Genomic DNA, 15,075 nt, shown 5'->3' on the forward strand with positions numbered 1-15,075 from the left:
TGGTCTATCTCCCATCATCGCATGGCAGGGGATAAACAGTATTGATGAGCTTTCATAGCTGGATTAATTATCCACTACAAATTTTGCAGAAAATTCGGTGCTTGTAAATAGCACATTAGTGTTAGGTAGCAGTACTTACTTTACTAATTTCTCACGAAAAGCTTTAGAAATTGCTTCTGTGGCAGATTGTACGTGTAGTTTCTGATAAATATTTTGTAGATGGCGGCGAACCGTTTCTATCGATATTTTGGTAGATGCCGCAATGAGTTTGTAAGAATTACCGTAAGAAAGCAATTGCAGAATTTCTCTTTCTCGTTCGGTAAGGTCATATTCTTTGGCGGTTTCGGTCTGGTGAAAAGCTTGTAAAACTTGTCGGGCTATAGCAGGCGACATAGGCCCTCCGCCTTTTTCAACATCTTTTATGGCCTGAATAAGCATTGTTGCCGAATCTCGTTTCAGTATGTAGCCATCGGCCCCACGTTTCAGGCATTCAAATAAGCGTTTATCATCATCAAAAACGGTGTGCATAAGCACCTTTATTTCCTGTTTAGTCTGTTTTACTTTCAAAACCCCATCTAAACCGTTCGATCCAGGCATATCTATATCCATCACAATTACATCAGGTTGCTCTTGTTTTATGTCTTCTAAAACATTGAGGCAATTCTGATGTACACCTGTTACAACAAAGCCCTCGGTATTTTCGAGCATCATTACTACCAAATCGCTCAGGCGAGCATTGTCTTCATATATAGATACTCTTGTCATGGTTAGTTTTATAATTAAGTTTTCAGTAAACACAGCAACATGTCTGAATACTGTAACAAATGAAAGCGATAAAATTTATTTTTACAATAACACTTAAAGGTTATTTCTGATGGTGGCACATAGCCTCAATCTTTGTTTATTTCATCAATTACTCTACAAACTACCTACTTGTGTCTAAATCTGCTAGCTTTAAGGTATCCATCTGAAAATTGTTTCGTATTTTTGCTTAACATCTAATCTAAACTTTATTCATGAAAAAAGGATTATTTTTACTCGGCTTCATCATCATTTCTTTCGAAATCTCTGCTCAGAAAATCATTAACCGTGACCCACAAATTGAGGCCTTAGTTAATCAGGTATCGAGCGACACCCTTAGAGCCTATATCGACAAGCTTGTAAGCTTTGGTACAAGAAGCACTTTATCTACTACTACCGATAGCAAACGTGGTATTGGCGCAGCCCGCAAATGGGTCTTAAGCAAATTTCAGGAATTTGCTAAGCAATCGGAAGGCAGAATGACGGCTTACATGGATACCTGGACACTACAACCAGACGGCAAACGGGTTGATAAAACCATTGAGATTGCCAACGTAATGGCTACCCTAAAAGGCACAGACCCAAACGACAACCGAGTTTTTTTGGTAAGCGGGCATATTGATAGCCGTGTAACAGATGTTATGAATCGGGAATCGGATGCACCGGGCGCAAACGACGACGGGAGCGGTACAGTAGCTGTTATTGAACTTGCCCGAATAATGTCGAAATCTAAGTTTCCGGCTTCGGTTATTTTTGTAACTGTAAGTGGCGAAGAGCAAGGTTTATTAGGAGCTAATCATCTGGCAGAAAAAGCTGTAGCAGAAAACTGGAATTTAGAGGCTATTCTGAACAATGATATTATGGGCTCTAACAACAGTAATGAAACTAATATTATTGATAATACCCGCTTGAGAGTATTTAGCGAGGGACTACCTGCTTTTGAAATGGATAAGAAAGTGGGGGCTATCAGACAATATGGTGTTGAAAACGATGGAAAAGCCCGTCAACTTGCCCGATATTTAAAAGAAACCGGAGAAAGATATGTTGATAACCTTGAAGTAGTGATGATATACAGAAACGACCGCTTTCTACGTGGTGGCGACCATACCCCGTTTGTAAATAAGGGTTTTGCGGCCGTACGAATTTCAGAAATGAATGAGAATTTTCTGCACCAACACCAGGATTTGCGGGTAGAAAAAGGTATTGAATACGGTGATTATGCCAAAGATATGGACTTTGAATATCTGAGAAAGAATACTTGCGTAAACCTGGCCACATTGGCTAATTTAGCCAAATCACCATCGATGCCAGAAGACGTAATTCTTGATGTGCGAGGCTTAGGTAATTCAACCAGTTTACGCTGGAAAGCCTCTAAGAATGGTAAAGTAAAAGGCTATTATGTTTTGATGCGCGAAACTGCCATGCCCTACTGGCAAAAGAAATTTTTTACTACTGACCTTAAAATGACTTTGCCGTACTCAAAAGACAACTACTTTTTTGCGGTACAATCGGTTAGTGAAGAGGGTAACGAAAGCCTTCCAGTATTACCAAGAGTAGGGTTGAGAAATGCGGGAGAATAACAAACTTATTGAAACTTTTTATAAGGGTGCAGCCATTAACTGCACCCTTTTTTATTACACATAGCTCCCATCCCATTGCTCGAAATTAAAAATCACTAAATCGCCCTTTAGTTTCCAACCTTTTAGAAAAAAAATGCATCATTAGCATAAATATCCGACCCTATGAAATCGCTGACGGCATTTTGTATTACTGTACTTATTTTTGTGGCTTGCGAGTCTAAATTTGTTGCACCAGAAAAACTGATTGGTATTTGGTGGCCTACTTACGAGATGCAAACCAAAGAACCTGGTGGTAAATGGGGCCCTTGGACAACCATTAACACTTTAGTAGCAATACCAAATATGGAGTTTACAGCTTCTGGAAGATTTTTGCGTGATGGAAAAGATGGTGCAGATTGTTGTACTGCCGGCAATAAATACGCAGTTTCAAACAACATTATCACTTTTTCCGAAACAAAAGCCTGCCCTCAGGTATCTTGTGCCAACTGCAACGATTGGAAAATTGTGAGTTTAAATGATGATACACTCATATTAGAAGTTTGTAATTCACGAAGCAAATATGCACGAGGGAAATAATCTGATATAATAAATTCTAGCCTGATTCCAGATTAACTGCTTAAAAGGAATCATTATTAAAACACCCGAAACGATGAAATCTCTTATTTGTATTTTTGGCCTTACTTTTCTTTTATTTGCTTGTGATTCCTCTAAAATTAAACCTAAAGAAATTATAGGTGAATGGGCGAATGCTTATCAGATTCAAACAAAAAACGCTGACGGGAAATGGGGGCCTTGGTCTTATGTAACTATTTATGTTGCCCTTCCTAACATAGAATTTACCCGTGACGGCAAATTTTTACGTGGTGGACAACCTGGTGCTGATTGTTGTAGTGCCGGCAACTTATATACTATATCAAACAATGTTATTAAGTTTTCTGACTTTCTATCTTGCCCACAAGTAAGATGTATGGATTGCCATGAGTGGACGATTAATACATTGAAAGATGATACTTTGATTTTAGAATCATGTAACACCAGAACCAAATATATAAAAGCAAAATAGTGTCTATTCTATAAATTACATCACAAATGATAAAGTCTATTACTACTATTCTGGGTATAGCTCTTGCTCTTTATGCTTGCGATCCTAAAAACAATAATATTGAGCCCAAAGAACTTGTAGGCGAATGGGCTCATACTTATCAGATTCAAACGAAGGAAGCAAATGGGAATTGGAGCGGATGGAACCATTACAATGCGCTTGTGGCAATTCCAAACTCAGAGTTCACAATAGACGGAAGATATATGCGTGAAGGAAAAGAAGGAGCAGAATGCTGTACTGCAGGCAATAAATATGCGGTAGCAGGTACTACTATTACTTTTTCAGACACCAAAAGCTGCCCTCAGATGAGTTGTAGACCTTGCAATCAATGGGAAATTGTAAGTTTGAACGCCGATTCATTAATACTTGAAATGTGCGATGTGCGCAACAAATTTGCCAGAGTAAAGAAATAAACCCTTCCTCTTATAATCATTTCTCTGTTTTTGCTTAGTCAATAGGCAGGTATGCGTCTCAAGGCTCGTATCTGCCTATTTTGTTTATTGCTGATATGATATGAGCGCAATAGACTATGTTTCAAGAACTAAGTGTTCTTTGAAACTAGATTCAATAGTAATAGCTAATGCCAATGTTCACCCAATAAATTGGGTGGCTGGTATAACAACGGAATATTTTTTAATATATGTGCCGACTTAAGTCGGCGCTATGGATAAACTTCCTTTGTTTCATTAGGCGGTGAATTTATTCACCGAAACGTAAGAAGCAGTTCCTAATCAAACATCCAAGTATGATAGAAATGAACGCTTATTTCTTGAATCCTAATCAGCAAGCCTCTACAAAAAATACAATTTTCGATGTAAGTTTTATCTTTGAAATTAAAATAAATTATAGCTCGAAAAACAAAATAATTATCACTGAAGATAGCCATACTAAAAGCTATCTATTCAAACTTGCTTTATGGACTTGGCCTAGCCTATAACAAAAGAAAATGCCCGCTAAGAAAGCAGGCATTTTAACTTATGGAGTACAACAAAACCACAATAAAAGTACGGTTTAACCCGCAATTGTGATTTTGTTACAAAAAATAATATCTTATACTAATTCTACAACTGCACCAGCCTCAACAAGAGACTCATCGTGTTGGCTTTTATCAAGACCTTCTTTTTCGTCAGAATCTGATACACGCAATGGAAGAATTAAGTCTGTAACTTTCAAAAGAACAAATGACATTGCAAATGCAAATACTGAAACTACAACCAGTGCTATCATGTGGTTTACGAATAATTTCGATACACCAAAGAATAGACCTTCGTCAGCTACTGCAGGGTTAATGCCTTTGCTTGCAAAGATCCCTGTCATAATCATACCAACCATACCACCAACACCATGGCAAGGGAATACATCAAGTGTATCGTCCAAAGCTGTTTTGGTTTTTAAGTGAGCAAGGTAGTTAGAGATAAGAGACGAGATAGCTCCGATAAAGATTGAATGAGGAATAGTTACGAAACCAGCCGCAGGCGTAATAGCTACCAAACCTACAACTACACCAATACAGAACCCTAAAGCTGAAACTTTTTTGCCACGAGCGGCATCAAATAATACCCAAGCTAAACCAGCAGCTGCAGCCGCAGTGTTAGTAGTAGCGAAAGCAGAAGCAGCCAAAGGACCAGCGCTAAGTGCAGAGCCAGCGTTGAAACCAAACCAACCGAACCAAAGTAAACCTGTACCCAACAATACATAAGGGATATTTGCAGGAGGTAGGAAGCTACCATCAACGTGTGCACGACGGCGTTTCAAATAGATTGCACCAGCTAAAGCAGCCCAACCAGCCGACATGTGTACAACAGTACCACCAGCGAAGTCAAGCACACCTAGTTTGAAAAGGAAACCTTCTGCGTGCCATGTCCAGTGTGCTAGAGGTGCATAGATAAATATGCTAAATAGAATTATAAATAAAACGTATGATTTAAAGTTAATTCTTTCAGCCAATGAACCTGTAACAAGTGCAGGAGTGATAACCGCAAATTTCAATTGGAAAAACGCAAACACAACTAATGGTATAGTGCCCCAAGGCTGAGCTTCTAATACACCATTAAACATGAAGTAAGTCATTGGATTACCAACAAAACCACCTATCGAATCGCCAAATGCAAGGCTGAAACCAACTGTAACCCAAAGGATAGAGATTACACCCATTGCAATAAAGCTTTGAAGCATAGTAGAGATAACGTTCTTTGTGTTTACCATACCACCATAGAAATAAGCTAATCCGGGTGTCATGAGTAGTACCAAAGCTGAACTTACGAGCATCCAGGCAACATCGGCTCCAACTATCCCTTCGGTAATGATAGTAGATGGCACCGCAGGCATAAATACTCCGGCGATTGCTATTGCTAGCAGGATAATCAGAGGGAGAGGATTTTTACGCATAATGTGTTTGGGGTTTAAGTGTTGTACAAAAAATAATCTTACAGTTTAGTTTAGGTTTATTGATAATAATATTATTAGAATTTGAAAATTAGCGCACCGCCAATTGTTGATTGTGAGCTTTTTGTAAATTCTCCTTTGCTATCTTCAAATTGCTCCATTCCTGCTGCACCTTTAGCAAAGCTATCGAAACGGAACTCAGGTTTGAATAATAGATTGTCAGAGATTGTTACGTTTCCTGTTAAAGTGAATGAGTTTGTAGTTGTACCACCGTTTGGTCTTGATGGATTAATTAAACCACGTACACCGCTAGTGTTATCAAAGTACTCATAACGACCACCCAAAGCGAATTTATCAGTGAAGGCAAGTTGAGCGTAAAGTGCTGCACCACCCCATGTCTTTTTATCTTGTGAACCATAGGCAGCATTTAAGCCTAATAAGAATTTATCAGTAATTTGATAAGAAGTAGTTAAGTCAAAAATTGAATAGAAAGATTTCTCGTCTACTCCTTCGTCACTACCCAACCAGTTTACATATAAATTCCAACCTTCAGCAGGAGAAACATAGAACTGTCCCATAAAGCCTAGTTTATCATTATTATCATCTTTTGTGTCAATACCGTTAACAACTCCAAATGTTAATGATGATTTAGCCGAAGTAGCAACAGTCGCTTTTAAACCAGTATGGTAGAAAGGACCGTTACCAAAAAGGTTAGAAAGTGAATAGTTAAAGTTTACAGGTGCATCAATTACTTCATAACCAATATGCGTACCAAACTGACCAGCAGTAATTGAAAATTTATCAGAGGCTTTCCATGTTATATATGCTTGTTTGATTGCCAGTGCAGTACTTGTTGCACCAGATACCGGACTTATGATATTTCCATAGTTTCCTAAATCTGCGTGATTACCAAATACAAGGTCAATTACTGCATCAACTTTGTCGGTAGAGTAAGATAATTTCGTTTGGGCAAGACCAAGTTGAAATTGTCCTGGTTTTTGGTCGAAGATACGCTCGAAACCAGATACGCCTAAATTTGATCTTGATTTTGGATTGTTTAGGTTTCCAAAGAAGTAAGTATCAATATAACCTGAGAATGTGAGAGGGTTTGCTTTTTCTTCTGTGGTTGTTGTACTTTCTTGTGCTTGTGTTGTTGCTATTGAAAACAACGATAATACTGTAAAAATCAATTTTCTCATAATAATCTTTGGTTTAAGTGGCGATTGTTTTATATCATAATCTATCACAAATGTTCAGCAAAAATATTTTAATTCCAAATATTATGTTTAAAAAAATCTTATTTTTCTTTAAAAAAATATTTTTTACGAAATTTTATGTATAAAAAAATATAATATATAAGAATAATACAATAATTATTAACAAAGAATATTATATCGTATTTTTACATATATTCAATATATTATTCCGCAATACAATAATTTCTTAATTCTGTACAATTAGAAGATTAATACAAAAAAAGCCTGTCCGAGAAATCGGACAGGCTTCTAATATAGAGAGCTAATTGAATACCTATATCTAAAAATTAAGCTTCAGCATGCAACCAGGCTTTTTTTGCCGCAAGCGTATCATCGTCTTCTACATTGTCAGGGTCTGGCACACAACAATCTACCGGACAAACCGCTGCACACTGAGGCTCCTCATGAAAACCATGGCACTCAGTACACTTATCTGTAACTATATAATAAAATTCATCAGAAACTGGCGACATCGGGTCTTTACCGCCAATAATAGAGCCATCTCCTAATTCTACTTCTGCCAATTTTGTTCCGCCACCCCACGTCCATTCTACTCCACCTTCATAAATTGCCGTGTTAGGGCACTCAGGTTCGCATGCACCACAATTGATACATTCGTCTGTAATCATTATTGCCATACTGTCTATGTTTTTAAATAATAGCCAAATTTACGACTTACAATTTTCACTTTTAAACGATTTTAAATTATGCTCTATAACCTTTTGGAATAGTAAAGTTAAAAGACACTAATTACTCTCAAAACAAACTGAATAAAATTCCCAGAAACAAGACAAAAAAAGCCTGCCCGAGAAATCGGGCAGGCTTCTAATATGGAGAGCTAATTGAATACCTATATCTAAAAATTAAGCTTCAGCATGCAACCAGGCTTTTTTTGCCGCAAGCGTATCATCGTCTTCTACATTGTCAGGGTCTGGCACACAACAATCTACCGGACAAACCGCTGCACACTGAGGCTCCTCATGAAAACCATGGCACTCAGTACACTTATCTGTAACTATATAATAAAATTCATCAGAAACTGGCGACATCGGGTCTTTACCGCCAATAATAGAGCCATCTCCTAATTCTACTTCTGCCAATTTTGTTCCGCCACCCCACGTCCATTCTACTCCACCTTCATAAATTGCCGTGTTAGGGCACTCAGGTTCGCATGCACCACAATTGATACATTCGTCTGTAATCATTATTGCCATACTCTCTCTATATTTTTAGTAGTTTTCAAATAATCAACAAATATACAGCTTCAAAGTTTCAATTTAGTTGTATTTTTGCATGATTTTAAATACTAAATCAATTTTTCTATAAATAATGCAATTAAAAGACTTTATACTCACATTTTCACAACTTGGAGGTTTCATACTTGACGAAAATAACGCCGATACGATAAAACAATGGTCATACTCGGCTCGCAATGAAAATGCCTGGTTTACAGAAGATAACGTTAAACTTTCATTAAACAATATAGCTCGCTATTATCTTGATAAAGAAATATTAGCAAACTTTGTTGAGGCCAATAGCATTGAAGCCAACCCAAATCCGAAAAAAGTTGGAATTGTAATGGCTGGCAATATTCCGGTAGTTGGGTTTCACGATTTATTGTGCGTAGTGTTGAGTGGCAATATTGCTTTAGTGAAATTAAGCTCGAGCGATTCGGTGCTTATGCGTTTGTTGATTTTTCAATTGTTCGAAATTAATCCTGCTTTAAGAGACTATATAAAAGTAGCAGATAAACTGAATGAGGCCGATGCAATGATTGCCACAGGAAGCGATAACACTGCCAAACATTTTGAATATTACTTTACCAAAATACCACATATAATTCGGAAGAACAGAACTTCGGTAGCTGTTCTGACAGGCGAAGAATCGAGAACTGAGCTAGCAAATCTTGGCAATGATATTTTTCAGTATTTTGGTTTAGGCTGCCGCAATGTATCGAAGCTCTTCGTACCAAAGGGCTATACTTTTGATAAATTCTACGAGTCAATAGAGTACTGGAGCACCATTTCTATTCACCATAAGTATAACAATAATTATGACTACAATAAGTCGGTGCTTTTAGTAAATAAAACGCCGCATTTTGATAATGGCTTTTTGCTTCTGAAAGAAGATGCAGCACTGGTTTCAGCTATATCTGTTTGTCATTTTGAATATTACGAAAACAAGGAACATTTACAGCAACTCATTGAAAGTCATCAGGAAAAGATTCAATGTATAGTTTCGAAAGACCGTAATTTTGAGAATAGTTTTGCATTTGGAGAAGCGCAAGCACCCAAATTGAATGATTTTGCAGATGGTGTAAATACAATTGAGTTTTTGAAGAATATATAATAAGCTATCAGAATTTCAGTTTACTGTTTTTGAGACATTTCATAGCTTTTTCAATACCATTAATAGTAAGCGGAAACATTCGTTCGTCAGACCACTCTCTTATTAATTTTATAGAGTGTGTATATTGCCAGTAGCCATCATTAATCGGGTTTAGCCACACAAGGTTCGGGAACTTTTCTTTGAATCTTGTGAGCCAGGTTAAACCCGATTCTTCATTATAATGCTCTACGCTTCCCCGAGGTTCTGATATTTCCCAGGGCGACATAGAAGCATCTCCCACAAAAATAACTTTGTAATCTTTATTATATTTATTGAGCACATCCCAGGTAGATACACGGTCTTCGTAGCGGCGGCCATTATCTCTCCACAGGGTTTCATACACGCAATTATGAAAATAATAATGCTCAAGATGCTTAAACTGGTGCTTTGCTGAAGAAAAAAGTGTAGAACATTCTTCAATATATTCGTCCATTGAGCCGCCAACATCAAGCAAAAGCAATACTTTCACCCTATTCTGTTTCGATGCCTGCATTTTAATATCAAGCAAACCGGCATTCTGGCAGGTTTTATCGATGGTTTCATCAAGGTTTAGTTCATCTTCAACGCCTTCTCTTGTTAATATACGTAGGCGTTTTAATGCCATTTTGGTATTTCGGGTGTTAAGCTCAAGGTCGTTATCATAGTTTTTGAACTCCCTTTTATCCCACACTTTTACAGCACTTTTTCCGCCTCCTTTACCTCCTATTCTAATCCCTGCCGGATTATACCCAGAGTTACCAAAAGGCGAAGTCCCACCTGCACCAATCCATTTGCTACCGCCTTCGTGTTTTTCTTTTTGTTCATCAAGTAACTCTTTGAATCTTTTCATCAATTCATCGAGCCCACCCATTGCATTTATGGCTTCCTTTTCTTCCTCGCTTAGTTCTCTTAACAAATTTGATTTCAGCCAGTTTTCGTCAATATTTGCCAAAATTTGCTCAACAGGAACACTTTCTGCATCGCCAAAAAACTGGCCGAAAAGTTTATCAAACAAATCGAGGTTTTGCTCATGTTTAACAAAAATAGCACGGCTCAAAAAATAGAAATCTTCTACACTGTAAGCAATCACTTCTTTGTCGAGGGCTTCTAACAGGGTCAGGTGCTCTCTTATCGAAACCGGAAGTCTATTACTTTTCAGATGATAGAAGAAATCTAAAAGCATTTTTTATGTTATTTTATACCCTTTTCACGCAGTGCTCTAAATAAATCGTAATCGGTCTCATTTTTAAGCAAAGCCCCCAAATATGGCGGTACCTGATTCATTTTGCTTAAATCGTCCAAATCTTCGGCTGAAACTTTACCAACCAATAATAATTTAAGCCAATCTATTAGCTCACTGGTTGAAGGTCTCTTTTTCAGGTTCTTTATTTCTCTGATACCAAAGAAAGTTTTCAGCGCATTGGCAAGAAGAGTTTCTTCCAGACCTTCATAATGCACATCAACAATCTGCTGCATGGTTTCTTTATCTGGGAAACGGATAAAATGAAAGAAACAACGGCGCAAAAAGGCATCAGGCAATTCTTTCTCGTTGTTTGAGGTAATAATGATAATTGGCCGATGCTTGGCTTTAATTGTCCGTTTTAGTTCATAGCAATAGAACTCCATACGGTCGAGTTCCTGCAATAAATCGTTCGGAAACTCAATATCGGCTTTATCAATTTCATCAATCAACAATACACTCTGTTCGTCAGTATCAAAAGCCTCCCATATTTTACCTTTCTTGATATAGTTTTCTACTTCATTTACCCTATCATCGCCTAGCTGAGAATCACGTAATCGAGAAACGGCATCATACTCATACAAGCCCTGCTGGGCTGTAGTAGTCGATTTTACGTGCCAGGTAAAAAGCTGTTTATCCAAAGCCTTAGCTACCTCAAAAGCCAAAAGGGTTTTACCCGTACCGGGTTCACCCTTTATAAGCAATGGTCTTTGAAGCGCAATGGCAGCATTTACTGCGGTTTGCAGCTCGCGGGTAGCCACATAACTTGATGTACCCGAGAAAGTATTATTTTTATCCGAATTGCCTACCATAAATTTCCCTTTAGCAATGCTTACTCTTCTTCGCTTGTAAAACTATACAATGTCGGGTCGAGTTTCAATGTTCCTGCATTAAATTCATTAACGAATTTAGTAATTACTTCGTCATCAATTTCTTCAACATTTAAAGCAATATCAAGCCCAATGCCATATTCAAAATCTTCGTCGATTTCTACAAACTCAGCTACCTGAATGGTTTCCTCTTCTTCCAACTCCTCAATTATTTCTTCCATCACCATTTCCATATCTTCATTGATTTTGTAGTTAGGCTTACGTTTATCAACCTCTACATAATCAGGATAAGATTTTTTCATTCTGCTTTCAGCTTCTTCAAAAACAAGACTGCTGTGATTCAAACGTAACGTTCCCATTACAGCATCGTAGATTACTTCTTCGCCATTATGCTTACCAACAAACTGAAAATGAGCAAATTCGCCCGAATCATTCATGCCGTCTTCATCTTCAACTATTACATAGTTTTGTCCTTCTTGTTTGCATTCAGCTTTTAGCTGAGCAATTTCCTGTGGGTCAAATCCTTCGTTTTTCATACCTTAAAATTGGAAATAAATAAATTGTGAATTGTTATAAACGCCATAACATAGAATCATAAATAAGATGAGGTAATAAGAGCCCCAACGTTGCCAGCGTGGGCGGGCATCAATCCATGCCGATAGATTCTTACCTCTTTGCAACCATTGAACTGACTCCATGATGACAAATGAAATAATAATTAAATATAGTTCATTCTTTCCAATCATATATATGATGGTATCTAAAGAATGTGAGCTCGCTTTAAATATGTTTTTTGCAATATAAATAGCATCTGCGTTGGTGTTAGCCCTAAAGAAAATCCAGGCAAAAGCTACCAACACAAAAGTAATAGCGCCATGTAATATCTTTTGCGGAATAGCCGCATGGCTCAATGAGCCTTTTACACCCGTCAGTTTATTTTGCAAAGAGGCTGTCATTTGCCCAATAATCAAATAAAAACCGTGTAATGCTCCCCAGATAACATAATGCCAATTGGCGCCATGCCACAAACCACTTACCATAAATACAAAGAACCGATTGAAATATTGACGGGGTTTTGACACTCGATTACCACCTAAAGGAATATAAAGATAATCTCTGAACCAAGTAGAAAGAGAAATATGCCAACGACGCCAGAACTCTCCTACTGATTTAGAAAGGTACGGTCGGTCAAAGTTTTTCATCAGTTTAAAACCCATGATGCGTGCCGAACCTAGGGCGATATCGGAATAGCCGGAAAAATCGCAGTAAATCTGGAACGTAAAGAAAATAGTAGCTACAATCAAGGGTAAGCCCTGATAATCTGTAGGGTTATTATAAACCATATTTACAAACTTGGCAAGTCTGTCGGCAATTACTACTTTTTTGAACATGCCCCAAAGCATAAGACGAAGCCCACTTACTACCCTATCATAATCAAACTCATGTTTTTCATAGAACTGATGTAGCACATTCTGAGGGCGTTCGATTGGCCCGGCCACTAATTGCGGATAAAACATTACGTAAAGCGCATAAATGCCGAAATGTCTTTCGGCTTTTTCGTTTCCTCTATATACCTCAATGGTATAACTCATGGCCTGAAAAGTATGGAACGATAGCCCGATTGGCAAGATAATATCCCAATAAGGCATGAGTTCGTCAGGATTTATCTTATATAGTACTGCATTGAAATTATCAATAAAAAAGTTGTAGTACTTAAACACTGCCAATACACCAATATTCGCTACCAAGCTCATTATGAGTGCCCATTTTCTTCGTTTACCCTGCGCCTGCTCAATCCAGATTCCGGCAAAGTAATCTATTATAATAGTGAAGAAAAGTATAAGTATATAATAAGGAATAAAGAAGCTATAAAAAACACAACTAGCTACTAACAAATGAAACCAGCGATATTTATGCGGAAGGGCAAAATAAAGGAGTGTTACTACAGGAAAAAATATTAAAAACTCTAGCGAATTAAAAAGCATCTTAAGGGCGTTCAAAGTTCGAATTCCAAAGTTCTTGCTTTAATGTTAGATTATAAAATAAATTTCCATGTTTTCGGCAGCAAATTTATTCTAATCCAATATTAATCAAAAAACTCTGTAATTAACCAAATGTAGAAGTGATAACATAAAAGGCCTGATAAACTCAGACCTTTTATCTATAAATCAGAATAGTTTTCTATCTAAATCAAAATTCTCAAGGTAATCAGAAACACGTTTCACAAACTGGCCGCCTAAAGAACCATCCACCACCCGGTGGTCGTACGAATGCGAAATTATCATTTTCTGTCTGATTCCTATGGTATCGCCGTGTGGTGTTTCTATAACTGAAACTTTTTTCTGAATCACGCCAAAGGCAAGAATCGAAACCTGCGGCTGCATAATAATTGGTGTTCCGGCTATGTTGCCAAACGAACCAATATTTGAAACTGAGAGTGTACCATCTGATAAATCATCAGCCTTTAGTTTATTGTTTCTCGCACGGTTGGCAAGGTCGTTTATCTTTTTAGTAAGGCCAATCAGGCTATAAGAATCTGCTTCGTGTATGACAGGTACAATCAGATTACCAGTTGGCAAGGCAACAGCCATACCAATATTGATTTTACCTTTACGAATAATTCTATCACCATCAACCTGAATATTGATTAATGGAAAATCTTTGATTGCCTTCACCACCGCCTCAATCAATAGCGGTGTAAATGTGATATTTTCGCCTGTTTCTTGTTTAAAACTATGTTTTATTTTATCTCTCCACAAAGAAGCATTGGTCATATCGGTCTCAACAAACGAAGTAACGTGCGCCGATATTCGCTTCGATTCCACCATTCTATCGGCAATCATTTTACGCATTCTGTCCATTTCAATAATCTGGTCAGTAGCGTTTGGTATATAAGCCGGAGCCGACACCGGTGCTGATGGAGCTGGTGTATTAATAACTTGTGCTCCTTTTTCTTTCTTCAACTGCACATAAGCCAGAATATCATCTTTTGTAACACGATTATCTGCTCCTGAACCTTGTAAGTTTTCAAGCTCCTCGCTCGATATATTTTCTTCTTTAGCAATGTTTTGCACCAATGGCGAGTAGAAACGACCACTTAGCGAGTTTATTTTTGGTTCTTCATTCTCTAACAATAATGAGGTCAATTTCGATTGGCTTTCTAGTTCTGCTGCAACATTTTCAACCTCTTTTTCTTCACTTTCCGGCTGTTCAACAGGTTTTTCAGAATTAGCAGCAACATTCTCTGCATCTGTTTCAATAATACATATAGGTTTCCCGATAGCGGCTATTTCTCCTTTTTGTACCAATACTTCTTTCAGAATACCATCATAAGCCGAGCCTATTTCTGTGTCTATTTTATCGGTTGCCACTTCCAGAATCATTTCATCTGCTTCTATTTTATCGCCCACATTCTTCAACCAATTCAAGACAGTACATTCAAATATACTTTCACCCATTTTAGGCATTAACATTTCTACAAGCGCCATAGTCTATATTATTAGATTTTTGTTGA

Annotated in this window: 15 protein-coding genes; 5 read left to right on the forward strand and 10 right to left on the reverse strand. The window is 37.6% G+C overall.

From position 1 onward, the window contains the following. Positions 1-135: 135 nt before the first annotated feature. Positions 136-765: a response regulator gene (locus WAE64_RS18490; RefSeq protein ID WP_340239095.1), complete on the reverse strand. Its 630-nt coding sequence runs from the start codon at positions 763-765 to the stop codon at positions 136-138. 251 nt (positions 766-1,016) lie between these two features. Here WAE64_RS18490 and WAE64_RS18495 point away from each other — a divergent pair, with 251 nt between their 5' ends. From WAE64_RS18495 to WAE64_RS18510, 4 genes are all read left to right on the forward strand, one after another. Next, positions 1,017-2,381 (forward strand): M20/M25/M40 family metallo-hydrolase, encoded by a 1,365-nt coding sequence (locus tag WAE64_RS18495; RefSeq protein WP_340239096.1) that lies wholly within the window; start codon positions 1,017-1,019, stop codon positions 2,379-2,381. Between the two features lie 162 nt (positions 2,382-2,543). Next, positions 2,544-2,957: a lipocalin-like domain-containing protein gene (locus WAE64_RS18500; protein WP_340239097.1), complete on the forward strand. Its 414-nt coding sequence runs from the start codon at positions 2,544-2,546 to the stop codon at positions 2,955-2,957. Between the two features lie 73 nt (positions 2,958-3,030). Next, the gene (locus WAE64_RS18505; RefSeq protein WP_340239098.1) at positions 3,031-3,444 is read left to right on the forward strand and encodes a hypothetical protein; all 414 of its coding nucleotides are present in this window, start codon (positions 3,031-3,033) and stop codon (positions 3,442-3,444) included. A gap of 26 nt (positions 3,445-3,470) precedes the next feature. Continuing rightward, positions 3,471-3,896: a hypothetical protein gene (locus WAE64_RS18510; RefSeq protein ID WP_340239099.1), complete on the forward strand. Its 426-nt coding sequence runs from the start codon at positions 3,471-3,473 to the stop codon at positions 3,894-3,896. A 637-nt stretch (positions 3,897-4,533) separates the two neighbouring features. On the opposite strand, the gene WAE64_RS18515 is transcribed toward WAE64_RS18510, so the two are convergent. From WAE64_RS18515 to WAE64_RS18530, 4 genes are all read right to left on the reverse strand, one after another. Beyond that, positions 4,534-5,871, reverse strand: coding sequence for an ammonium transporter (locus WAE64_RS18515; RefSeq protein ID WP_379976723.1), 1,338 nt, complete (start codon positions 5,869-5,871; stop codon positions 4,534-4,536). 74 nt (positions 5,872-5,945) lie between these two features. After that, entirely contained in the window at positions 5,946-7,067 is a 1,122-nt protein-coding gene (locus tag WAE64_RS18520; protein ID WP_340239100.1) for a porin, read from the reverse strand. 344 nt (positions 7,068-7,411) lie between these two features. Next, positions 7,412-7,762, reverse strand: a complete 351-nt coding sequence (locus WAE64_RS18525; RefSeq protein WP_340239101.1) for a 4Fe-4S dicluster domain-containing protein — start codon at positions 7,760-7,762, stop codon at positions 7,412-7,414. Positions 7,763-7,987: 225 nt separating this feature from the next. Next, positions 7,988-8,338: a 4Fe-4S dicluster domain-containing protein gene (locus tag WAE64_RS18530; RefSeq protein WP_340239101.1), complete on the reverse strand. Its 351-nt coding sequence runs from the start codon at positions 8,336-8,338 to the stop codon at positions 7,988-7,990. A 115-nt stretch (positions 8,339-8,453) separates the two neighbouring features. On the opposite strand from WAE64_RS18530, the gene WAE64_RS18535 reads away from it, so the two are divergent. Next, positions 8,454-9,473 (forward strand): acyl-CoA reductase, encoded by a 1,020-nt coding sequence (locus tag WAE64_RS18535; protein WP_340239102.1) that lies wholly within the window; start codon positions 8,454-8,456, stop codon positions 9,471-9,473. Positions 9,474-9,480: 7 nt separating this feature from the next. Here the strand turns inward: WAE64_RS18535 and WAE64_RS18540 are convergent, their stop codons facing one another. The 5 genes from WAE64_RS18540 to WAE64_RS18560 all read right to left on the reverse strand — a co-directional run bounded on the left by WAE64_RS18540 (position 9,481) and on the right by WAE64_RS18560 (position 15,049). Further along, positions 9,481-10,674, reverse strand: a complete 1,194-nt coding sequence (locus tag WAE64_RS18540) for a vWA domain-containing protein (RefSeq protein WP_340239103.1) — start codon at positions 10,672-10,674, stop codon at positions 9,481-9,483. An 8-nt stretch (positions 10,675-10,682) separates the two neighbouring features. Further along, a complete protein-coding gene (locus WAE64_RS18545) occupies positions 10,683-11,543 on the reverse strand; it encodes an AAA family ATPase (protein WP_340239104.1) in 861 nt (286 codons plus the stop codon). A gap of 20 nt (positions 11,544-11,563) precedes the next feature. Continuing rightward, positions 11,564-12,097: a hypothetical protein gene (locus WAE64_RS18550; protein ID WP_340239105.1), complete on the reverse strand. Its 534-nt coding sequence runs from the start codon at positions 12,095-12,097 to the stop codon at positions 11,564-11,566. Between the two features lie 3 nt (positions 12,098-12,100). Beyond that, positions 12,101-13,546 (reverse strand): MBOAT family O-acyltransferase, encoded by a 1,446-nt coding sequence (locus tag WAE64_RS18555; RefSeq protein ID WP_340239106.1) that lies wholly within the window; start codon positions 13,544-13,546, stop codon positions 12,101-12,103. Between the two features lie 183 nt (positions 13,547-13,729). Beyond that, on the reverse strand, positions 13,730-15,049 hold the full coding sequence (locus tag WAE64_RS18560) for a dihydrolipoamide acetyltransferase family protein (RefSeq protein ID WP_340239108.1): 1,320 nt from the start codon (positions 15,047-15,049) through the stop codon (positions 13,730-13,732). Positions 15,050-15,075: the final 26 nt, after the last annotated feature.

Origin of the sequence: Emticicia soli (assembly GCF_037860775.1) — a bacterium.
Lineage (GTDB): Bacteria > Bacteroidota > Bacteroidia > Cytophagales > Spirosomataceae > Emticicia > Emticicia soli.